At 62.3% G+C, this 18,245-nt stretch carries 19 protein-coding genes; 6 read left to right on the top strand and 13 right to left on the bottom strand.

The genetic code is table 11. The features are described 5' to 3' along the window. Positions 1-4: 4 nt before the first annotated feature. Positions 5-508 carry a DUF6644 family protein gene (locus tag FAX90_RS10540; RefSeq protein ID WP_205700666.1) on the bottom strand — a complete coding sequence of 168 codons (504 nt, stop codon included), beginning with the start codon at positions 506-508 and terminating at the stop codon, positions 5-7. Between the two features lie 53 nt (positions 509-561). Continuing rightward, a complete protein-coding gene (locus tag FAX90_RS10535; protein ID WP_144097321.1) occupies positions 562-1,050 on the bottom strand; it encodes a DUF6644 family protein in 489 nt (162 codons plus the stop codon). Positions 1,051-1,373: 323 nt separating this feature from the next. On the opposite strand from FAX90_RS10535, the gene FAX90_RS10530 reads away from it, so the two are divergent. The 3 genes from FAX90_RS10530 to FAX90_RS10520 are packed head-to-tail and all read left to right on the top strand — an operon-like array spanning position 1,374 to position 3,138. Beyond that, complete coding sequence (locus FAX90_RS10530; protein ID WP_144097320.1) at positions 1,374-1,844, top strand: hypothetical protein; 471 nt, start codon at positions 1,374-1,376, stop codon at positions 1,842-1,844. Beyond that, on the top strand, positions 1,841-2,530 hold the full coding sequence (locus tag FAX90_RS10525; RefSeq protein WP_144097319.1) for a HupE/UreJ family protein: 690 nt from the start codon (positions 1,841-1,843) through the stop codon (positions 2,528-2,530). Before FAX90_RS10530 ends, FAX90_RS10525 begins: the two co-directional genes overlap by 4 nt. Continuing rightward, positions 2,527-3,138: a hypothetical protein gene (locus tag FAX90_RS10520; protein WP_205700665.1), complete on the top strand. Its 612-nt coding sequence runs from the start codon at positions 2,527-2,529 to the stop codon at positions 3,136-3,138. The genes FAX90_RS10525 and FAX90_RS10520 overlap by 4 nt, the downstream gene beginning before the upstream one ends. Before the next feature lie 103 nt (positions 3,139-3,241). On the opposite strand, the gene FAX90_RS10515 is transcribed toward FAX90_RS10520, so the two are convergent. Further along, the gene (locus FAX90_RS10515) at positions 3,242-5,530 is read right to left on the bottom strand and encodes a TonB-dependent receptor (RefSeq protein WP_144097318.1); all 2,289 of its coding nucleotides are present in this window, start codon (positions 5,528-5,530) and stop codon (positions 3,242-3,244) included. A gap of 18 nt (positions 5,531-5,548) precedes the next feature. Continuing rightward, on the bottom strand, positions 5,549-6,997 hold the full coding sequence (locus FAX90_RS10510; RefSeq protein WP_276612304.1) for a PepSY-associated TM helix domain-containing protein: 1,449 nt from the start codon (positions 6,995-6,997) through the stop codon (positions 5,549-5,551). 347 nt (positions 6,998-7,344) lie between these two features. Here FAX90_RS10510 and FAX90_RS16610 point away from each other — a divergent pair, with 347 nt between their 5' ends. Next, a complete protein-coding gene (locus tag FAX90_RS16610; RefSeq protein ID WP_170234935.1) occupies positions 7,345-7,899 on the top strand; it encodes a YybH family protein in 555 nt (184 codons plus the stop codon). 83 nt (positions 7,900-7,982) lie between these two features. Here FAX90_RS16610 and FAX90_RS10500 read toward each other — a convergent pair whose 3' ends face one another. After that, a complete protein-coding gene (locus FAX90_RS10500; protein ID WP_144097315.1) occupies positions 7,983-8,894 on the bottom strand; it encodes a fumarylacetoacetate hydrolase family protein in 912 nt (303 codons plus the stop codon). Positions 8,895-8,942: 48 nt separating this feature from the next. After that, entirely contained in the window at positions 8,943-10,070 is a 1,128-nt protein-coding gene (locus FAX90_RS10495; RefSeq protein ID WP_144097314.1) for a cupin domain-containing protein, read from the bottom strand. A gap of 144 nt (positions 10,071-10,214) precedes the next feature. Here FAX90_RS10495 and FAX90_RS10490 point away from each other — a divergent pair, with 144 nt between their 5' ends. After that, entirely contained in the window at positions 10,215-11,216 is a 1,002-nt protein-coding gene (locus tag FAX90_RS10490) for a carbon-nitrogen hydrolase family protein (protein WP_144097313.1), read from the top strand. 29 nt (positions 11,217-11,245) lie between these two features. Continuing rightward, entirely contained in the window at positions 11,246-12,004 is a 759-nt protein-coding gene (locus tag FAX90_RS10485) for a maleate cis-trans isomerase family protein (RefSeq protein WP_144097312.1), read from the top strand. Positions 12,005-12,995: 991 nt separating this feature from the next. Here FAX90_RS10485 and FAX90_RS10480 read toward each other — a convergent pair. The 7 genes from FAX90_RS10480 to FAX90_RS10450 are packed head-to-tail and all read right to left on the bottom strand — an operon-like array spanning position 12,996 to position 18,199. After that, a complete protein-coding gene (locus FAX90_RS10480; protein WP_144097311.1) occupies positions 12,996-13,619 on the bottom strand; it encodes a DUF305 domain-containing protein in 624 nt (207 codons plus the stop codon). Continuing rightward, entirely contained in the window at positions 13,620-14,036 is a 417-nt protein-coding gene (locus FAX90_RS10475) for a potassium channel family protein (protein ID WP_144097310.1), read from the bottom strand. After that, the gene (locus FAX90_RS10470) at positions 14,033-16,399 is read right to left on the bottom strand and encodes a heavy metal translocating P-type ATPase (protein WP_144097309.1); all 2,367 of its coding nucleotides are present in this window, start codon (positions 16,397-16,399) and stop codon (positions 14,033-14,035) included. Before FAX90_RS10470 ends, FAX90_RS10475 begins: the two co-directional genes overlap by 4 nt. Positions 16,400-16,438: 39 nt before the next feature. Continuing rightward, positions 16,439-16,903, bottom strand: coding sequence for a DUF411 domain-containing protein (locus tag FAX90_RS10465; RefSeq protein ID WP_144097308.1), 465 nt, complete (start codon positions 16,901-16,903; stop codon positions 16,439-16,441). After that, positions 16,903-17,286, bottom strand: a complete 384-nt coding sequence (locus FAX90_RS10460) for a hypothetical protein (RefSeq protein WP_144097307.1) — start codon at positions 17,284-17,286, stop codon at positions 16,903-16,905. Before FAX90_RS10460 ends, FAX90_RS10465 begins: the two co-directional genes overlap by 1 nt. 11 nt (positions 17,287-17,297) lie before the next feature. Further along, positions 17,298-17,927, bottom strand: a complete 630-nt coding sequence (locus tag FAX90_RS10455; protein ID WP_240704845.1) for a DUF2231 domain-containing protein — start codon at positions 17,925-17,927, stop codon at positions 17,298-17,300. Continuing rightward, positions 17,924-18,199, bottom strand: coding sequence for a metal-sensitive transcriptional regulator (locus tag FAX90_RS10450; protein ID WP_109808972.1), 276 nt, complete (start codon positions 18,197-18,199; stop codon positions 17,924-17,926). Before FAX90_RS10450 ends, FAX90_RS10455 begins: the two co-directional genes overlap by 4 nt. Positions 18,200-18,245: the final 46 nt, after the last annotated feature.

The following is an 18,245-nucleotide window of genomic DNA, read 5'->3' as shown; positions in this document are numbered from 1 at the left end:
GCTGTTACCAGACCATTTCCAGCGTGAAGCCGATCCAGCGGCCCAGGAAGATAACCACCGTCCAGGTGATCAGCGACGTAAAGCCCGCAAAGCGCGCTGCGCGCGGCGGCGGAAGGGTTTCGTCCCATTCGCTGATGCGGCGATAGGCGGTGGAATGGAACCACGCCATGTTGAGGCCCGCCACGACGAGCGCGACCATCTTCAGCAGGAAATAGGTATTGGCCGCATAGGACAGCGCGTTCGACATGAACATGCCGAGCCCGGTCAGCACCGCCACCACGAACGCCACCCAGGTAAAGGGCAGCAGTTCCCGGATCAGCCTGCTTGCCTCGCGGCGGTGGGACGCCACGCCGACAAGCCGCAGATCGACGATCAGGATCGTTCCGAAAACGATGGCCAGCGCGAGCACGTGCAGCGATTCCAGGACCGGGAAGGCATTGACGCTTTCCCGCACGGACGCGGACATGGGCAAGTCGTAGATGGTTTGCAGGATGTTATCGATGCTCACGGGCTTTCCCCTCTGGTCTCAATGGTGACGGCGCTTGCCGTGCGCTGCTGTCATCAGACGTATGCAATGAAGCGTCCGCAGAAGATGATCGCGACCCAAACCAACAGCATCAGCCAGGAAAGGCCGCGCGACGCTTCGGGCCTGGCTACCGTGTCGGGTCCGTCCGCGTGGTCCACCACCAGTGTGCGGCGGGCACGCAGGGTCACCAGGCTGGCCCCGGCAACCAGCGCCATCTTGATCCAGAAAAGCGTGTTGTTGAGCGTCCTGCCCGGCTCTGCGATCACGAGCAGAAGTCCGGTGGCCAGAAGCACCACGAGCGCCCACTTCATCCACGGAAGGTAGCGGTTGAGCACATTGGGCAGGGCCCGGTCGGTCGCGAAGAGACCGGCCATGCGCAGCTCTGTCGCGAGAGCCGATCCGACGATCACGCAGATCGCGAGGATGTGGATCGTCTGCAAATTGGGAATCGCCCAAGTCGTCTCGCGCAGCACGGTAGAAAATGGCGTTTCGTACAACCAATCGCTGAAGGCGGTTAGCGACATTGAGTGTCTCCCCTCTCACTGGGCTTTCGTGGGGCCCATGCTGAGGGGGGCGGCGCGCTTAGCCAAGCGGCGGCACGTTACGATACCGGTACAGCCCTCGTTTTCCTGACTTGCGAACGCGTTCCCGCAGGCGGCCGACCCACGCTTTGCCGGGGCTTTCGCGCCAAGTGTAACGGCCCTGTAACCTCTCGGTCACCGCAATTTTCTTTCAGGCACCCGGATAGACCAGCACGATGGCGGCACATTGGACGTGCATCATCGAGAGGACCCGATCCGTGACCAGAATATCATTGCCCGGAATATCGTTGGGATCCGTCGGCCTGATGGCTGCCCTTTTCGTTGCCGGATGCTCGTCACACGACGATGGCAAGGCAGCCGGGAGCGAGGACAACATCGCTAAGATGCTGATGATCGAAGCGGTGCAGCCCAATGCCGACACATACTGGCAGGCCGTGCAATACATCAGCGACGAAAACGGATCGCGCGAGATCATGCCGCAAAGCGACGCCGAATGGGAAACCGTCGCCGCCGCCGCGCGAAAGCTGGGCCAGTTGGGCGAAGACATGCAAAAGCCCGAATATGCCGAAGGTCGCGGCGCCGACTGGACCGCCTATGCGCAAGGCCTGGTCGCGGTTTCGCAGCAGGCCGAAGAGGCAGCAGCGGCGCAGGATCCCGAAAAGGTGCTGGACGTCGGCGGCACGCTCTACAACGTGTGCAGCGCCTGTCACGAAACCTACATGACCAACCCCGCAGGCATGGCCCCAAGCTGGCGCGCGGTGCAGCCGGCCGAATGAAGCCGGCCCTTCTTCGCACCTGTATCATCCTGCTGGCGGCCGCCATGATGGCCGCCCCGCAATTCGCGCTCGCCCACGATGTGGCGCAAGGCGATCGCGCCTTCGTCGCCGCGACGCAAGGACCTGCGATAATCCCGTTCCTGTACCTTGGCGCCAAGCACATGGTGACCGGCTACGACCACATCCTGTTCCTGATCGGCGTCGTGATGTTCCTGCACCGGTTCCGGGACGTCGTCCTTTACGTCTCGATGTTCACCATCGGGCATTCGCTGACGCTCATGCTCGGCGTGCTGTTCCACACAGGCGCGAACAGCCACATCGTCGATGCGATCATCGGGCTATCCATCGTTTACAAGGGGGCGGAGAACCTTGGCCTGCTGAGCCGCGCGGGATGGAACCTCGACAAGCGCATTGCCGTGCTCGCGTTCGGCCTGTGCCATGGTCTCGGGCTGGCGACCAAACTGCTGGACCTCAAGATTTCGCCCGACGGGCTGGTGACCAACCTGATCAGCTTCAACGTCGGGGTCGAACTGGGACAGATCATCGTCCTGTTCTTCGTCGTGAACCTGCTCAACCTCTGGCGTCTGCGGCCCGGTTTTGCCGTTCAGGCGATCGCGGTGAACCGCGTCCTGATCGGCTGCGGCCTGATTATCTTTTTCCATCAAATCTGGGAGTATTCGACATGAGCAACCAAGCAAATCCGGGTGCGTCGGGGCGCAAGAAGGCCCTGCTGATCGGCGGCGGCGCGGTCGTGGTGGCGGCCATTGCCGTCATATTCGTGCTTCCGGCAGAAACCGGCATCGACCCCACGGGCCTTGGCGAACAAAGCGGGCTGACGCAGATGGCCAATCCTTCCGCGGCGGAAAATCTTGCACGCGGGGCAAAGCGGCAAGGCGTTCTGACCCCTCTTGAAACCATCGCCGATCCGGAGCCGGGCGTTTCCGATCACTGGACCTACGAAATCCAGCCCTATGGCGAGATCGAACTGAAATACAAACTCGAGAAAGACGCGCCCATCACTTTCGCGTGGAGCGCCGACGGACCGTTGAACATGGACATGCACGCGCACCCGTTCGACGGTGGGGAAGCGCTTACCGAAAGCTATGCCATTACCGAAACGGACCACCAGGCCGGGCGCTATGTCGCGGCGTTTTCGGGTATCCACGGCTGGCATTGGCAGAACCGCGGGCTTACGCCGGTCACCCTGACACTCGACGCATCGGGCAAGATCAGCGGGTCGCAAGTGCTCGACGGCCGCTCGGAACAGGACCGCGAGCTTACGCCCAAGCCCTGAGGCATCGCCCCACTACACCGGCCCCAAACGAAAAGGCCGCGGCGAACCAGCTTCGCCGCGGCCTTTCTTTTTCCGCCCGGTCAATTCAGTCCGGGACGAATGTTCAGAACTTCATTTCCGCATTGAAGCCGATGGTGCGCGGCCGGGCATAGTTGAACCAGTTGGCGTTGTATGTGGTCTGGTTCCAGAACCCACCGCCGATCACGCCATGCTTGTTCGTCACGTTCTGGACGAACCCGCTGAGCGTGAACTGGCCCATCGTGGCCGAGGCATAGAGATCGAACTGGGTGTAGGACGGATAGTTCTGACGCAGGTCGTAGACGCCCTCGAATGGTACGAATTCGCCCTTGCGGTCGCCGACATAAGTCGCCGATCCGCCGATGCGCGCCTCGATGGACGAACTCGGGAAGAATTCGTAATCGATCGACAGACGGGCCGAATGCTCGCTCGAGAACGGCAGCCTGTCGTCTTCGCGGGCGAAGAAGTTTGCATCCTCGACCGCTTCACGCAGCGTCGCATCGACATAGGCATACCAGCCCGAAATCGTCAGCCCGTCCATCGGCCTTGCGGTCAGCCCCAGCTCCACACCGCGGCTGCGCGCCTTGCCCGCGTTACCGTTGTAGACGAACACGTCCAGCACCTGGACGATCTGAATGTCCGTCCAGTCGATGTGGAACAGCGACACGTCATAGGACAGCGCGCCGTCGGCAAGATCGCCCTTGGCGCCCAGTTCGTAATTGACCGTCTTGTCCGGCTTGAACTCGCAAGGAACGTCAAACGGCAGGGCCAGCGGACCGCAGATCGCGTTCGGACCGCCGGGGCGGTAACCGGATGCCACGCGCGCATAGACCATGTGGTCGGGCGTCGGCTTGAAGCGGGGCGAGACCTGGTACGTGAACGCGCTTCCGCTGGCCTTGGGCTGGTTGGTCGAGGGGAACGCCGGTGCCGGGTACGGATCGTACTGGAACCAGTCGTTGTGGTCCATGCTCTGGTCGTTGTGGCTGTAACGGCCGCCGACCTGGATATCGAACCGTTCCGAAAGGATCAGGTCGACGTTGGCGAAGGCTGCGTATTCCTCAAACTTGATCTTGTCGCGCCAGACGATGATCGTGCCGAGCTGCGGGCCGTTCCCATCGTCGATGGGAACGCCCACCGTGTCCCCGGTCACCGGATCGATGGCGGAATTGTCCAGCGAGTAATCGCCGTTTTCCTTGGTGTAGAAGCCGCCCACGATCCAGTCGACGCTGTCACCGAAGCTTCCGGCAAGACGGGTTTCGTGCGTCCACTTGTCGACGTTGTATTCCTGGTAGAACAAGTCGCCAAGGCCGGGCTGATCCGGGAAAAGAGTGGGGAAGATCGGCGCGAATTCGACCAGCGGGGACGCGGTAAAGTCCAAGTTGTCGTAGCTCTGCGCGCGCGAATAGGACGTGATCGACGTCAGGTCGACACCGCCAAGATCGGCATTGAAGGTCGCCGTGTACATCTGCGTTTCCGAACGGCTGCGGCCGGTTCCGGGCATGTCCGTCTGCTGATAGAAGGACCCGGTCGTGCTATCGACGTTGGATGAGCCGTAGATGTTGCGCACTTGGTAAAGCGCATTGAGGTCGAGCGAAATTCCGTCCGTGGGTTCCCACAGCGCGGCAAGCCTTCCGCCTGAAACACGCGAGGAATTGACGTCGCTTTCGCCCGTGCGGACGTTGTCGATATACCCTGCTTCCTTGCGCGTGTAGCCGCTGGCACGGACGGCCAGCGTATCGCTGACCGGCACGTTGACCGCGCCGCGCAGGTTGTAGCCGACTTCGCTGCTCCGCTTGGTCCAGGACAAACCGCCCGCGACCGAACCGCCAAAGGCACCGAGGTCCGGCTTGACGAGAACGTACTTGACCAGGCCGCCCATGCTGGCCGCGCCGTAAAGCGTGCCTTGCGGGCCGCGCAGGACTTCGACCCGCGCCAGTTCCGACGGGTCGAGATCGGGAGCCGAGCCGAACAAGCCGCCCTGGCTCGTCGCGCCGCCGAACGGGGCGTCGTCGATGGTATAGCCGACGACCGGGTTGCCGCTGACGGGGCCGGTGGTGATGCCGCGGATGGCAAGCTGCGAACGGTTGTTCTGGAACTGCAGGTTCACGCCGGGGACGCTGGCGAAGAATTCCTCCACCTTGGTCTGGTTCTGCGCAATCAGGTCGCCGCCGCCGATGGCGGTGACCGGTACCGGAACGTCGCTCAGCAACTGTTCGCGCTTCTGGGCCGTAACGATGATCTCGTCCGGGTTTTCGTTGCGCAGTTCCTGATCCTGCGCCCAGGCAACGCCGGGGGCGCCGACAAGGCACAGCATTACGGAACCCGACAGGGCCTTTGCCGCGGCTATTCGTCCAAACTTGGTGCTCATAGTCATTTCTAACCTCCCTGAAATCTATCCGGCCTTCCCCTGGACGGATGTAGATGGCTTGTTTGCGAACCCTGTCTTGTCCCGTTGGCCCGGGGCCGGCCGCGGCGCGGGCCGCGTCTGTCGGCGCCGCCACCACAGCAGCACGCCGGTCACCGAAATCAGCACAACCGTCATCCCGAACAGCGAGACGGCGACCTGCCAGGCCCGCCCGCCGATGGCAGTCACGTGCAGTGCGATCAGCCAGCTGGTCACCGTATTGCCGGCGCGTTGTCCGCGCGGCAGCTGCAGGCCCAGGAACCGCCCGTCGCGCGCGTCGATCGCGATGGTCGCAGCGGTCGCGGGCGAATTGCTCTCGGTCGGGTTGCCTTGCGCATCGAGCAGGTCGCGCGACGTATGCATGGAGAAGAAATAGACGCCCAGGTCCCGGCGATATTCGATCGCCGCGGGCTTACCCAGTTCAAAGCCCTCGATCCGGGCCTGCTCCGCGAAATAGCGCTGACCCAGGTCGGCGGCCCAGTACCAGTCGACCGGGGGATCGAGCAGCAACTCGGCCAGCGGCGGGACCGGCGGCTCTTCCTGGAAATGGGCGTAATCGGTGAAATTGCCGATAAAGCGCGCGTATGGCCCGCCCTGGTTCAGGACATATCCGGTCAAGGCGAACATGAGCAGAAGCGGCCAGAGCCACAGACCGGTCGACCTGTGCAGATCGAGCAACCGCCGGTTCGCAGGCGCGCTGGGCGCGATCTTCCACGAGGTCGACCAGCGCTTGAGGAACGGGCGTGGCTTCTTGCCCGACTTGTTCGGCTTTGGCCTGGCGGGCAGCGTCAGGTAGAAGCCGAAGATGGATTCGGCGGCCCAGACAAGTGCCAGGATGCCGAATATCACGATCCCGATGCCGAGCGGAAAAACCAGCGCGTAGTGCAGGTAATAGAGGAACGAGGGAATACCCTCGGGCCGCAAGGTGGCCGCGCCGATGATCCGCTGGCCCAACCGTTCCCCGGTGTAGGGGTTGGCGAAAACCTCGTCATAATCGATGTCCGCCGGCTGCCCGGTTACAGGGTCCACCGCCGGCATGACACGGGAAAACAGCGATTCGTCAGGCTGTTGCGGGAACTGCAGCGAGAAGACGTGGGCGCGCGGGTCCTGCTGTTCCAGTTCCTCCCGAATGCGCAGTGCATCGCGGATGGTCCATCCGCCGTCCTGCGGTTCGACGACGCGCATACCGGTATTGAGAGAGCGTTCGAGATCATCGTAGAACGCGATGACGCTGCCGGTCCCGGCAATGATGACGAGCAACGGCGCCAGACACAGGCCCACATAGCGGTGGGCCTTTGCAATTACGGTCTTGAAGGTCGTCCTACCATTCAAAACTTGTCTCCAGCGGGTTGCCCTGAACAAGGCACCGGCAAAGGCCGTTGGTGTTCGGCCCGAAACGAAAAGGTCTGCAGGATACGCATGGCAAGGGGCGTCCACCCCCGAACCGATCCTGCTGACATCAATATGATGTGAGAATGACACAGCCTCCGTCCGGACGAATTGCCGTCGCGCGCCGATACGCTGCAATTCCGGCCACGGGGCTGGAACGTCATGCCGCTGTAACGGTCACGGCCCATCCGACCGGATCGGCCATGCCGCGGGCGAGCACGCCCGTGCAGGCATTGCATCGGCCGCACCCGATCCGGACCGCGGCGGTAGGCCGAAAGAACCGCCATTTGGCCGAAACTGGAATGGACGCGGCGGTGCCGTCGCATCAAGCTGTCACGGACCGCCGGCGGCCCGATCGTCAGCGCCTGTCCAGATTTCTACCGGGAAAAATCACCATGATCGCATCTATTCGCAATGCCCTTCTTTCTGCCAGCCGCCCCAAGAGCGGCAGCGATTCCGATGGCCAGCTGCCGTTGAGCCGCGGCGATTTTCTGCGGATGGCAGCGGCAGGTGCGGTAGCCGTGGGCGTGTCCGGCAAGGCATTGGCGGCAACCAAGACCGGCGCGATCCCGCCGGTGACCGATATCGACGTGTTGTACGATGCCTGGCAGGAACGTTGCAACAACGGAGACCTTGAAGGTCTGCTCGATCTCTACATGGAAGACGTCACCTACATCAATCCGAACGGCGTCCTGATGACCGGCCGGGACAAGGTGCGCGAGGATCTTGGCGGATTGCTGGCGATCAAGCCGACTATCGTGCTCGGCAACCGGAAGCACTATGTCTATCGCGACGTCGCCCTGACGACCAATCACTGGCGTCTGAACTTCACCAATCCCGATGGCGCGTTGCAGGAAATGACCGGCGGCGGTGTCGAAGTGATGGCGAAGGACCCGCGCGACGGCGGTTGGCGCTACATCATCGACGATGCGTCCCGCTCGGCATACTGACGCGATCGTTCAGCAGGACGAGAAAAAGGGCAGGAAGCGTACCGGCTTCCTGCCCTTTTCTGTGGATCGGCCGGGTTGGGCGATCAGCCCGCGACAACCGGATGGCGCAGCTTGCCGATACCGGCGACTTCGGCCTCGATGACATCGCCGGGCCAGACGAATTCCTGCGGATCACGCCCCGCGCCGACGCCCTCGGGCGTGCCGGTTGCGATGATGTCGCCCGGATCGAGCGTGATGCCCTGGCTGATGTCGGAGACGAGTTCGTCCACCTTGAACAGCATGTGGCTCGTGTTGTTACGCTGCTTTTCAACGCCGTTGACGGTCAGCCACAGGTCCAGCGTCTGCGGATCGGGGATTTCATCTGCGGTAACGATGCACGGGCCCATCGGGCAGTAGCTGTCCTGACCCTTGGAATAGATCCACTGCCCGGCGCGGCGGCAATCGCGCGCGCTCATGTCGATCAGCACGGTATAGCCGAAGACGTAGTTCAGCGCGTCTTCGCGCGAAACGCGCTGTGCCCGCGTGCCGATGATCGCGCCCAGTTCGACTTCCCAGTCGAGCTGCTGCGTAATGTCGGCGCGGTGGACGATCGGTTCGCCCGGCGCGATGACCGTCGTCGGCGGCTTCGAAAAGATGACCGGCTGTTTCGGCAGTTCGGGCGAAGTGTCGAGCGCCTTTGAACTTTCGGCGACGTGATCGATGTAGTTCAGCCCGATGCCGAACACGTTCTTGTCCGGACGCGGGATCGGCGCGAGCAGGACGACCGACGGCAAGGGCAGCGCGCCATCGACCGGCCAGCGGCCCTTGGCCTCTTCGATAAGGCATCCCAGTTCGCTAACGGCATTGGGGCCAAGGCGGATAAAGTCGAGCATACGCGAGGGCAGCGGAACGCCGGCGCGCGCGCCGAGGCGGGCGACATCGACGACCGTACCGTCAACCAGCACGCCAAGGCGCGCCTCTGTCTCGATGGTCGCACGGTAAGTCACTAAGCGCATGAAGATTCCTTTTCAGTCAGATTGTCGTTTGCGCCCCAGGGGCGAATGTCAGGGCAGGATCGGCTGGTAACCGCCGTTTTCGGCGAGCCCCTCGGCACGGTAGAGGCCAAGGGCCCGCATCGTCGGCAGGTCGTGGAACGAGAACAGGCAGGCGTCTTCGGTGTCGGAGCCGTTGACATGTTCGTGCCACATCCAGGACGGGACGACGAAGATGTCCTTTTCCTTCCAGTCGAAGCGCTTGCCGCCGATGATGGAATGGCCGTGGCCCTTGGCGCACTGATAAACGAAGCTGCCGACTTCTCGGTGGGCCTTGGTATGCTGGCCCGGTCGCAGCAATTGCATCGAAGCGCCCATGGTCGACATCGGCGGACCGCCGGTGAAGGGGTTCACGTAATCCATGTGGATCCCGTCGTAGGGCGAACCATCGGTGACCTTTTCATAGCGGCAGAGCGCTTCGTAAGTCGGTTCCCACTCGTACTTCAGCAGCGGTGAATAGCGTTTCGACCAGGTTTCGCCTGCAGGTTTCAGCGCAGCATGGCCCCAGGTCGACGTGGAATCGTCGATCGGGAAGCTGACCGCCTGTTGCAGGTCGGGGTGGACTTCGTAGAAATTGGCCTCAAGCGCATTCATCAGCGGAATGTCGAGCCCGTCCTGCCAGATGCAGACCGAGCCGTCTTCCGCGACACCGTGTTCGTGCCAGGTGCCATTGGGCGTCAGCACGAAATCGTTGCGGCCCAGCGTCATCTTGTGCCCATCGACATTCGTGAAAGCGCCACTGCCTTCCATGATGAAGCGCAGCGCAGAGGCCGAGTGGCGGTGGCTTGAGGCGACTTCGCCCGGCCCCATGACCTGCAGGCCGGTATAGAGCCAGCCGACCGCGGCGGTCACGTCGGCCCGCCCCGGATTGGCAAGGTAGACGACCCGGCGACCTGCCTTTTCGGGGCTGACGAGTTCGAGCGCGCGCAGGACATGATCGCGCAGCCGGTCATATTGCCACAGGACCGGGACCGAGTCGGATTCCGGTTCCCACGGTTCGATCTTGTTGGCCACGGTCCACAACGCACCGGCGTGTTGCGATTCGAGGTCGCGGTAGAATTCCACCAGCTCGGGCGTGTCGGCCACGTTGGCGCGGCCGAGCTGGTCTTCGCGATATTGATCGTATGCCTGCACCGCCATGATCGTACGTCCCTCAAGCCTGTCCAAAGGTGTTCCGTCAAATTTGTTTAAGCTTAAAATATCTTGCGTCGACCTGTCAACATGATGCAAGGGACAGCGGCGATGATGGTGGGGCGCGACGCCCCGAATAGAGGGAAAGCGAGAATGCAACTTCCGCAATTCAAGGCCGCCGCAGTGCAGACCAGCCCGGTCTTCCTCGATGCCCAGGCCACTTGCGCCAAGGCCGCCGGACTTGTCCGCGAAGCGGCCGGCAACGGCGCGGCATTGGTGGTGTTTCCCGAAGTCTTCGTCTCGGCCTATCCCTATTGGAGCTGGATCACCGATCCCGTGTCGGCCAGCCCCTGGTTCGAAAAGCTGGTGCGCGGCTCCATCCTTCTGCCGGGGCCGGAAATCGAAACAGTCTGCGAAGCGGCGCGCGAATGCGGTGTCCACGTCATCATCGGCGTGAACGAACGCAGCCCGGTTTCGGTCGGCACGCTCTACAACACGATGGTTTTCATCGGACCGGACGGTGCGATCATGGGCGGCCATCGCAAGCTGGTGCCGACCTGGGCGGAAAAGATGACCTGGGCACCCGGCGACGGATCGGGCCTCGTCGTCTACGACACGGCGATCGGCCCGCTGGGCGGCTTGGCCTGCGGCGAGAACACCAATACGCTGGCGCGTTTCTCGCTTCTGGCGCAGGGCGAACTGGTCCATGCGGCCAGCTACATCTCGCTACCGGTCGCCCCGGCCGATTACGACATGGCCGAAGCGATCAAGGTGCGCGCGATGGCGCATTCGTTCGAGGGCAAGGTCTTCACCGTCGTCTCCTGCTCGACCATTTCGGAAGAGATCATCACGGCGATGGAAGGGCTGGTCCCCGACGCACGGGAAAAGCTGCAACGCAAGAACAGCGCCTATTCCGGCGTGATCGGCCCGGACGGCCGCGAAGTGGGCGAGCCGCTGATCGACGACGACGGCATCGTCTATGCCGACATCGACCTGTCGCGCTGTATCCAGCCCAAGCAGATGCACGACATCATCGGCCATTATAACCGTTTCGACATCTTCGACCTGACGGTGGACCGCACCCCGCGTGCGCCCGTCACGCTGTTCGATGCGCCCCTCGATGCCGACCTCGAAAGCGGGTCCGGCGAGGACTGAGCCCCGTTTCCAATCGCAAGGATTTTCCCATGAGCCAGAACCGACCCTTCCGCGTGGGGCAGATCGTCCCTTCGTCCAACACCACGATGGAAACCGAAATCCCCGCGATGCTGCGCGCGCGCGAAGCCATCCTGCCCGAACGCTTCACTTTCCATTCCAGCCGCATGCGGATGAAGAAGGTGGTTAAGGAAGAACTGGAAGCGATGGACCGCGATTCCGACCGCTGCGCGATTGAGCTGTCGGACGCGCGCGTGGACGTGCTGGGCTATGCCTGCCTGGTCGCGATCATGAGCATGGGGCAGGGCTATCACCGGGTGTCCGAGAAGCGGCTGCACCAACGCACGGTCGAGAACGACGCCGCCGCCCCCGTGGTGACGAGCGCAGGGGCCCTTGTCGAAGGGCTGCATGCACTGGGCGCGAAGACGATTTCGGTCATCTGCCCCTACATGAAGCCGCTGACGCAGCTGGTGGTCGATTACATCGAGAGCGAGGGCATCACCGTGCGCGATTTCACCGCGCTGGAGATTCCCGACAATCTGGAGGTCGGTCGCCACGATCCGCAGCGCCTTCTCGAAATCTACAAGCAGGTCGACATCACCGGGATCGACGCCTTCGTGGCCTCGGCCTGTGTGCAGATGCCCTCACTGCCGATCATTCAGCCGCTACAGGACCGGATCGGCATTCCCGTCGTATCGGCCGCAGTGTGCACGACGCACCAGATGCTGGACAAGCTGGGCCTGGAACGCCGCGTTCCCGACGCCGGTGCCTTGCTCGGCGGCACGTACTGAAGCGGTTCGACTGGCGGCAGCTACCTTTCGCCGGGTAGCTGCCGTCCTGCCCCTGCCCCAGCCGATGCGTTTGCCGAGTTCATCGGTCGCGACCCGCCCCACCTTGTTGGCCATGTATTGACGGAGGACGACGATCGCGCCGTCCAACTGAAACTCTGAACTTGAGGGGCTCGATTTACGAAACGGGTGCCATTCAGCAGTGGGCGAGAGCCAGCAAGTTGGTGGCGAGGTCGGCTTCGAGCACCCTCACGGCAATCTTGCATGGTGTCTCAGTGCCTCGCTCACGCTGGAGCGATCCACCCGTTCCTCACTGCAAACCGCAATTGCCAAATCATCCTGAAACGGTCGTAGCAGCGTTGGATCAACCGCTACACCAGCCCCGGACTCGTCCGAATTGAAATACGAGAACCGCGATAGCGAGCGTGAAGCGGCGAAGATCGTCTTGAAGACTGTCAGTTTTGGAAGGGCGCCAAGCCTCTGATCGGCCGAGTGTAGGTCGGGATATGGCACCGAAGGCAATGGCGATCTGCACGAAATTTCATGCCTCTGGGCATGAAAACCGGAACTGAAACCGGAACAGCCGCGTGGACCATTTCTGACGGTTTTCCGATGCTTAGATCGGAACTACGGGCACCAGACCGTAGCAAGCACGCTCTCGGGGCGTCTGCTCGACGATTTCTTTAAATTTCCAGCTATTTGAGAAGCGATGGTGCCAGAAGAGGCATCACATTCTAGCTAGTTTTTTACGTCTTATCAGATGGTTAGAAATTCGGCCGTCTCCAAAAAGCCCTCAAAAGGCCCTCAAAACCCGTCTAATGCATTGGTTCGATGCCTTTTTCAGGACTCAGCATTAGCGCTAATCCCGCTTTGATATCGTCATTGCAAGTCAGCAAGAACGGTCAGCAAACCACCTTCGCACAGCCATCCGATCACGTGTTTATCCCGCAAATTCACGTTTTCGCAAATTGCGGGATAAATCATCTCGAAGCTTCTATTCGTCCACCGTAACCTCGTCGCGCACCTCCGGGCTGATAGGACGCTCAACCGCCTGTTTGGCTTCCTGCAATAGCTCTGGTGTGAGATCGGTCGTCCGCGCGGGGAGTGGCGTGCCGTCGCCCATCTCACCGTTCCTTTCGATGTCTTCGATCAGCAACTTCATCTCTGCAATTTCTTTGACCTGAGCCTCGATGATCGAGTCCGCTAGCTTGCGAACACGCGGATCGGTGATCTCGGCCCGCGCGCTCGTCATGATTGCGATCGAATGGTGAGGGATCATAGCGGACATGTACTCTTCGTCGTTGACGGTCGCCTGGCTGCGGACCAGCCACAGCGCCACCGCAAAGACCAGCGCGCCTACGGCCAGGATGATGAAGTTCTTGGTCTTGTCCTTGTACATGCCCCACATGAGGAGGAGCATGACGATCATCATCATGCCGCCCATGACGAACGTCATCCAAAAGCGCGTCTCGCTCCAGAACACGTGATCAAGCTCGTATGTGTTTAGATACATCAGGCCGAACATGATCGCGGTCGACGTCGCCACCATCGCCATGAAGCGCCAGTAGTTGCCTCCACCACCGTTCTGCTGGTGATCCGCACTGTGGTTCTCGGCCATTCAATCCTCCTGTTGGCTCATCGTCTTGTATACGTACTGGGCTGTGCAGCTGATCAGGATGAAGCCCGTCAGCGACGCGATGCCAGCAATCACCCTGAGGTGATCGGTTGGATAGATGTCGCCCAGGCCCACTGTCGTCACGGTGATCAGGGCGAAGTAATAATAATCCATGGGCGACATGGCCGGTTCCTTGGCGAACCCGCCAAGACCGACCGAGGCTGCCCATGCGAAACCAGCCGCGAAGACGACGGCTACCATCATGTGGCTGATGAGAACGAGCAATGAGCCGCCCGTTAGTCTCAGACCGGTCGGCGCAAGCCCCGGCGGTGAAAGCTTCTTCGCCAGGCGCAGCATGGCGAGATGCAATGTCAGCGAAGAAAGGAAGAGCGCTATTCCGATAGCCGTTGCCGCGATCATGCCCGACCTTCGCTCAAGGTTGGAAGTTTGAGCCCGCGAAGACGCAGGGCATTGGCGATGACCGACACCGACGAGAGGCTCATGGCCGCGGCGGCGATCATTGGATTGAGAAGAAGGCCAAACGCGGGAAACAGCACGCCAGCTGCCACCGGGATGCCGAGCGCATTGTATCCGAACGCGAATACGAGGTTTTGGCGAATATTGCCCATGGTGGCGCGCGACAGGACGATCGCCTGGAGTACACCGGTCAGGTCGCCGCGAACCAGCGTGACTCCAGCGCTTTCGATTGCCACGTCGGTGCCGGTTCCCATTGCAATGCCGACATCCGCAGCCGCCAGCGCTGGCGCGTCGTTAATGCCGTCCCCTGCCATCGCAACGCGCTTGCCGGCGGCCTTGAGAGCCTCGATCTTGCGATGCTTGTCCTCGGGCGACACATTGGCCTCGACCTCGCCGATACCGAGCTGGCGGGCCACGGCTTCGGCGGTGGCCCGGCTATCGCCGGTCAGCATGACCACTTCGATCCCGCGCTCGTGCAGCGCCCGAATGGCCGCAGCGCTGGTCGGCTTGATCGGATCGGCGACCGCGATCAGCCCTGCCGGTGCGCCATCGCTGGCCACGAACATCACGGTCTGGCCCTGGGAGCGTCCGGCTTCTGCGGACGCGAGCCATTCCGCATCATCGATACCGAGCCGCCGCATCAGTTTCTCGTTACCAATGGCGACCTTCCGCGGTCCCACGCGCGCCTCGACACCCTCGCCGGTAGTCGACGACAAATCAGACGCTGCCTCGAACGCCACGCCTCGCGCCTTGGCGCCTTCAACTATTGCATGGGCGAGCGGATGCTCGCTCCCCGATTCGACCGCGGCGACGGCGGAAAGGAACTCGGCCTCGTCCAGGCCCACTCGGGGAGTGACGGCGACGAGATCAGGCTTGCCCATGGTGAGAGTGCCCGTCTTGTCGACCACCAGCGTGTCGATCTTTTCGAGCGTCTCGAGCGCCTCGGCGTTGCGAATGAGGATGCCGTGCTGGGCGCCCTTGCCGGTCCCGGTCATGATCGACATCGGCGTTGCGAGGCCGAGCGCGCATGGACAGGCAATGATCAGAACGGCGATCGCGTTGACCAGTGCATAGGCAAGCGCGGGGAAAGGCCCCCAGATGGCCCAGACGATAAAGGTAACGACCGCGATCACGACCACCGAAGGCACGAACCAGGCCGCGACCTGATCGGCCAGCCGCTGGATCGGTGCCCGGCTGCGCTGAGCTTCGGCAACCATCTGCACGATCTTGGACAGCATCGTGTCCTTGCCGACCGCGCCCGCACGCATAACGAAGCCGCCGGTCTGGTTGACCGTTCCGCCGATCACCTGGTCGCCGGCCTTTTTGGAAACAGGCAGCGGCTCGCCGCTGATCATGGACTCGTCAATGGCACTCGCGCCCTCGGTCACTTCGCCATCGACCGGCACCTTGTCACCCGGGCGGACGCGGAGCAGATCACCGCTTGCCAATTGGTCGAGCGACACTTCGCGCTCGTCGCCGCTGCCGAAGACCTTGAGCGCGGTCGGCGGCGCAAGTTCGAGCAGTGCACGCAGCGCGCTCGAGGTTGAGCCCCGCGCCCTGAGTTCGAGCACCTGGCCAAGTAGGACGAGCGTGGTGATGACCGCCGCTGCTTCGTAATATACCCCAACCCGACCCGAGTGATCGCGGAAGGCGGGCGGGAATATATCGGGAAGGAGAGTCGCGACGAGGCTAAACAGGAATGCGATCGCAACGCCGAAGCCGATCAGCGTAAACATGTTGAGGTTGCGGGTCCTGAGCGACTGCCATGCGCGCTCGAAGAAAGGCCAGCCGCCCCAAAGTACGACCGGTGTAGCGAGGGCCAGCTGCGCCCATTGCGCACGTGCCGGTTCGATCAGCCGGTCGAAGCTGATCCCGGGCACCATGTCGCTCATCGCGTAGACGAACAACGGCAGGGTAAAGAGCGCGCTGACCCAGAAGCGGCGGGTCATGTCGACGAGTTCGGGATCGGGGCCATCCTCGAGGCTGACCGTCTCGGGCTCCAGAGCCATTCCGCAGATGGGGCAGCTTCCCGGTCCTACCTGCCGGATCTCGGGATGCATGGGACAGGTGTAGATCGTCCCTTCGGGAACGTCTTCGACCTGCTTGGGATGCGCGCCCGACAGATAGTGCTCCGGATCGCTGACGAACTTGTCCTTGCATCGTGCCGAACAGAAGTAATGGGTCGCGCCATCGTGCTCGGCGACATGAGCCGCGCTTTCGATCGTCACGCTCATGCCGCAGACGGGGTCGACGGCGGTAGCTTCACCTTGCGCGTGATTTGCGTGGTGGGTGTCGCAACAGCTCATGGATTGCCTCCTCTGCTTCGCAGGTGCGTATGACTGAAATCAGGGATAGGATGCGAAAACCTCGCGGCGGCCGTTGCCGAACGCTATGACCTGGTACGGTTGGACTTTGCCCCCCGCTTCCATGCCGGGCGATCCGAGCGGCATACCGGCGACCGCGAGCCCTTCGACCCAGTCGGGCCTTTCCGCGAGCAGGCGTTCGACTTCGGCGGCGGGTACGTGGCCCTCGATGACGTAGCGATCCGCGATCAGGGTGTGACACGAACGAAGGTCATCAGGGACGCCGTTCTGCGTCTTTACCGACGCCATGTCGGGGTGATCGACCGTGGCGACTTCGTGCCGGTCGCCCTGCCGCATGTGCGCGGCCCAGGCTTCGCAGCATCCGCAGCTGGGATCGCGATACATGGTGAAGCTGGCTGCCTGCGCCGCGCCCGTACAGGCTGCGAGCAACATCGTGCCAAGTATGGGGAGAAGCGGGCGACGGGTCGGATTTCTGCGTTGGCTCATCAGTTGTGTCCCATTGCTTTCATGTCTTCGTCGGACATGGTGGTCATGTCGTGGCCCGCATGCGGATCAGCGGCGGGCGTTGCGGCTGCCGTCGGCGTGGGGGTTGCGACGGGTGCCGGCGCGACCTTTCGAGCGGAAGGCACGGGCGCACTGGTGGTTGCAGGCTGCGGACTCGACGCGGCGACTGGCGCATCAGATCGCGGCTCGGAGACTGGCTCGGTGACCGCCTCGGAAGCAACCGGAGCGGGGGTAGCGACAGCCACCTCGGCTGCCGGAGTTTCCTCCTCCACCGGCGCGGCGGCATCACTGCATGCATACAGCGGGAGCAGGAGCGCTGGCGCAAGCAACGACTTTCCGGCGCAGGCGAAAGAATTGAAACGCATGGCAGGCTCCTTCAGAGTTTGAGGTGATTGAGACCATGAGCGAGTTCGCCGCCCATGTAGCCCTGAGCGATCAGTAGGGCCGCAAGCGGGAAAAGCGTCAGGCGAAGAGCAAGGCGCGATTGCGGATTTCGGTAAGCGATCCAGGCTGCCACCAGGCCAAGGGCGGCGATCAGCATCCCGTTCCAGCGGTGAAGTTGCATGACGGTATCGCCGCCGAACCACAGTCCGGTATGTATCCACCCGAACAGCGCTGCCACGACAGATCCCGCAGCGCCGCCGTAGATCATGATCTTCATGGCCGCTTCGCGTTCTGAAGTACGGCGGGACATTACGAACATCTCGATTAGCGCAGCCATCAGCAAGAGCGCTATCGGGAAGTGGACGGTTGCCGGATGCAGGCTCTTGAGAGCTCCGGTTATGCCTTCACTCTCAACCTGCTCGGCATCATGGCCTTGCGTGGTTTCGTTGGGAACTGCGGCGCTGCCCATCGTTTCCATTTCGTGACCGGGCTGAGCACGGACCTCAGCGGTTACAGCAGGACGCGTGCCCTCCTCCCCATGCTTCTCGTCGCCGTGCGCGAACGCAACCGTTGCCGAGAGAAGAAGAGCCAGGCTGGCCAAAAGGCGCAGAACGGAGTTCACCGCTTGGCCTTCTCGAAAAGGTCGACCAGTTCGCCGAATTTCTGCTTCTGTTCGTCGGCGTCACCGCTGGCGATCGCTTCAGCCACGCAGCAAGCCGCATGGCGCTTCAAAATTTCGCTCTCGGCACGGCCGAGAGCAGCTTTGATCGCCTGGACCTGGTTCAGGACGTCGATGCAGTAACGATCATCCTCGATCATCTGCGCCACGCCGCGCACCTGTCCCTCGATCCTGCGAAGACGATTTACGATGCGGGAACCATCGGTTGCTGCCACGTTTAGCACTCCATCGGCGACGATACCCTCCCGGGTATCTTGCAAT

It is taken from the genome of Croceicoccus sediminis (assembly GCF_007570835.1).
Classification (GTDB): domain Bacteria; phylum Pseudomonadota; class Alphaproteobacteria; order Sphingomonadales; family Sphingomonadaceae; genus Croceicoccus; species Croceicoccus sediminis.
Note: the sequence above shows the minus strand (reverse complement) of the source record. Positions and strands in the feature narration are given on the sequence as shown.